Origin of the sequence: Thermoflexus sp. (assembly GCF_042408365.1) — a bacterium.
In the GTDB taxonomy this organism is placed as follows: domain Bacteria; phylum Chloroflexota; class Anaerolineae; order Thermoflexales; family Thermoflexaceae; genus Thermoflexus.
On the sequence record NZ_JBHOQJ010000176.1, the window covers coordinates 1 to 3265 of the forward strand.

At 68.1% G+C, this 3265-nt stretch carries 2 protein-coding genes and 2 pseudogenes; all 4 read right to left on the bottom strand.

Annotated features, from left to right (window positions below; genetic code table 11):
• Positions 1 to 731: pseudogene (locus tag ACFMO5_RS08145) on the bottom strand (hypothetical protein); the annotation flags it as partial.
• Between the two features lie 39 nt (positions 732 to 770).
• On the bottom strand, positions 771 to 1679 hold the full coding sequence (locus ACFMO5_RS08150; RefSeq protein ID WP_376792253.1) for a hypothetical protein: 909 nt from the start codon (positions 1677 to 1679) through the stop codon (positions 771 to 773).
• A gap of 197 nt (positions 1680 to 1876) precedes the next feature.
• On the bottom strand, positions 1877 to 2560 hold the full coding sequence (locus ACFMO5_RS08155; protein ID WP_376792254.1) for a hypothetical protein: 684 nt from the start codon (positions 2558 to 2560) through the stop codon (positions 1877 to 1879).
• 58 nt (positions 2561 to 2618) lie between these two features.
• Positions 2619 to 3265 (bottom strand): annotated as a pseudogene (locus ACFMO5_RS08160) (hypothetical protein); the annotation flags it as partial.

Sequence of the window (3265 nt, forward strand, 5' to 3'; positions counted from 1 at the left end):
GTCCCGGTCATCACCAACGCCTCCCCCATCGGCGCCGGCGCCCTCAGATCCCGAAAACCGCCGCGGGCCGGATCCTCCAGCCCCACCCGCCCCTCCGGCGTCACCCGCAGCCGCTGGGCGCCGATGCGGTCTGCGGGGAAGGCCTCTTGCCGCGCCCGCAGTTGGGCCGCCGCCCGCGGCACCCAGAGCTCCCAGGCCGCTTTCCGCACGTGGGGCTGGAAGATCAGCTCCGGGCTCAGGAAGATATCCCAGGGGCTCTCTGGATGCAACCGCCGATGGGCCTCCCCTTGCAGATCCACCGCCACCTGGATGGCCCGGGCGATCCGGTTCAGGAGCAACCACACTTCCAGCGCAGCCCCTTCCTCCCGGATCTGCCAGGGGAGAGGCGGCTGGATCAGGCCGCGGATCCCCCGCAGGGGGCGTCCCTCCGCCGAGAGGGGTTCCCACCGCCAGCGGGTGGGATCCGGCAGCAGGGCGCGATCGGCCGGTGTGAGGTTCTCGGGATCCGGGATCTCCTGAAACGCGCAGGCCGGAGGGGCCGGGGATGGAACCCTTGGGACCATCCGGGTGGGGGTGGCCCCTTCTGAGGGGCGTGTGGGGGCCGGTGGGAGGGTGACCGGTGGGGAAGCCGGTGAGGGGGCGGAGGGCGGCAAGGGTTGGCAGGCCCCCCATACCCCCACCGCCAGCACCCCCCAAACCGCGACCGATCGAAGGGCTTTCCCGGCTCGCATGAGCACCCTCCCTATATCAGCTAAATAGGAGTTCTTTTTTCACGGGGTTCCCTCCTTTCCGCCACACTCGGTCGTCATCGTCCCGCTGGGACGGAGTATCGGCTCCCAGAGGGGGTCCGGCCGGGCGATCCACAGAGCTCCATACGCCCGCTCGTCATAGATCCGCCGCCTCCCCTCCCGATCCCGCACCTCTTGGATCACAGCCCGCACCTGGCCCTCCGGCCCCACCGCCATCCACGCTCGCTCCACCGTTCCATCCGCTCCGGACTGGGCCCATTCCCAGTAACGCAACGTCCCTTCGCCGATCACCCGCTCAACGGTCACGCCCTTCGGCCCTCGGGTCACCGGCAGCTCGACGGCCGGTGTTTCCCCTTGCACCGGCCGCCACCCGGCCGCAGCCAGCTGCCCCGGATCCACAAAAAGCGGAAACGTCCACTCTATCTCCTCCGGGGAGGACGGCTCGCGATGGCAACGGGGCCCACCCGGGTCCAGGAGACGGAGCTCCCACCCCTGGTCGGGGGTGCGCCAGATTTCCGCGTAGGGACGGCCGTCGTCCAGGACGAAGCGCCCGTGAAACCGGACAGGCCCTCCAGATGCCCCGACCTCCAGCGTCAGCGTCCCGTGAATCTCACGCCCGTTGGCGGGATCAGGGGCGGAGGGATCGAAGAAGCGGCGGCGGAAGGCCCAGTGAAGGATCCGCCCTGGGCGGACAGGAGGCGTGATGCGATACGCCGGGGGTTCCGCCCCTGGGGGGGTGAGCACCGGGACCGAAGCCGGGCCCCCGGCGGGCGTGGGAGCCGGTGCCGGGGTGGTCCACCCCGAAGCCGCAGGAGATCGGGATCGCTCGCCTTGTGGCAGGAGGGCCATCGCCCCCAGGAAAGCCAGGAGCCCCAAGACCAGCCCGCCAAGGAACCAGAACCTGCCCCAACCCATCTTTCGAGGTTCCATTGCTTCCCCTTCTATTCGAGATTCAACAGACCCATTGCTGACCGCAGCAGCCTAAAACACAGAACAAGCACCATACTGCTTCTTGGGCAGGCCAATGCCGATCGGTCAGAAGAGTTAGGGATAGGAGGCGGTGTGATTTTCCCCATTATTCCTCCCACCTACCAGGGCTCAATCCCTGCGACCGCTGTCGCCCTGCTTCACCGCAGCGCCCAGATCAGCCAGTGCCCCTGACGGCGGATCACGTACACGTGCCGCTTCAGCGCCTCCATCCGCGCCGCCTGAGGGTTCGCGCACGGCCCCGGGCAGACCTCCACCCACCACGTGCGCGCCATCACCGCTTCCCCACACCCGTTCCCCAGCAGCTCCCCATACGGGCTCTCCTTGGCCGGACGAGGGGGCATGAGCTGTTCCGGCCCGGGCGCCTCCTCCAACCGAATCCCTTGCAGCAGCGGCCAGAAGGCGGGGTCGGTGGCCTGTTGGCGGCGCTGTGCATCCGCAGAGGCCAGCGCGTGCAGGAGCGGCAACACCTCCTCCGGGGTGGGCGGAGGACTCATTTCTGTCCCGCTCAGGTTGGGGCAAGCCGCCGCATACGTGAGCTGGACGTTGGGGGCAGCTGGGGTGGGTGGCGGATAGACGGCCGGGTCGAAGCCCGGGGGTGGGGTGAAGGGGAGAAGGGTGGGCGGCCCCGCCAGGGTGGGGGAGGGAGCCGGTCGGGGGGTCGGCGAAGGAGAGGGCGAGACCGTCGGCGAGGGGGAAGCGGGCGGGGCGGCCGGGCGCGTCGGGGAACCCGGCGCACTGGGGACAGCGCCCCCGGGTGGCGTGCACGCCAGCCCCCACCCCAGCCCGATTAGGAGGCCCAAGCGTAGACTACGCCATCCCATCGGAAACCTCCTCTGCACGGAAGCGTCACCTGGACCTCACCGGAGAAACATCATCCCTTTATCCTATCCCCCATAGGAGCCATCGCCCTCCCCGCCGGATAAAGAAAAGATGCATCCTCATCCCAGGAGGGCATTGCTCGAACCGATTCGGTGGAGGCGAGCCCGGGCAAACTTCCACCCACCACAAAGCCTCCAGAACCTCCGCGCCACAGGCGTTCGCCAGCAAATCCGCATAGGGGGATTCCCGCGCGCGCCGAGGCTCCGATAGATTCCCTTCCATAAAAGGCTCCATCTTTTCAGATGCGGATGAGAGTAGCGGCCAAAGCGAGGGGTCGGTCAGTTGGAATCTCTGCTCCCGGTCCCCTGTGGCGAATTGATTGAGAACTTCCAGTGCTTCCTTTCGGGTCAACATCGCCGGGACCTCCACCCCCTCCAGATTGGGACAGCCGGCGGAGAAGTAAAGGATGGTTCCCTCCTTCGCTGGCAGCGGAGCAGGAGCCACAGGCGACCCCGTCAGCTGGGAGCCGGTGCCCCCACCGGCTCCGTGAGGAGCTAGAGAAGGAGAAGGCGGTGGCGGGGAAGGGGAAACGGCCATTGGGCGGGTCGGAACGGTCAGCGTTGGCGAAGGAGTGGGAAGAAGAGACGATCCCTCCGGGAGGGAGCAGCCGGCCGCCAGAAGGATCAGGATGAGGCTCCACGCCAATA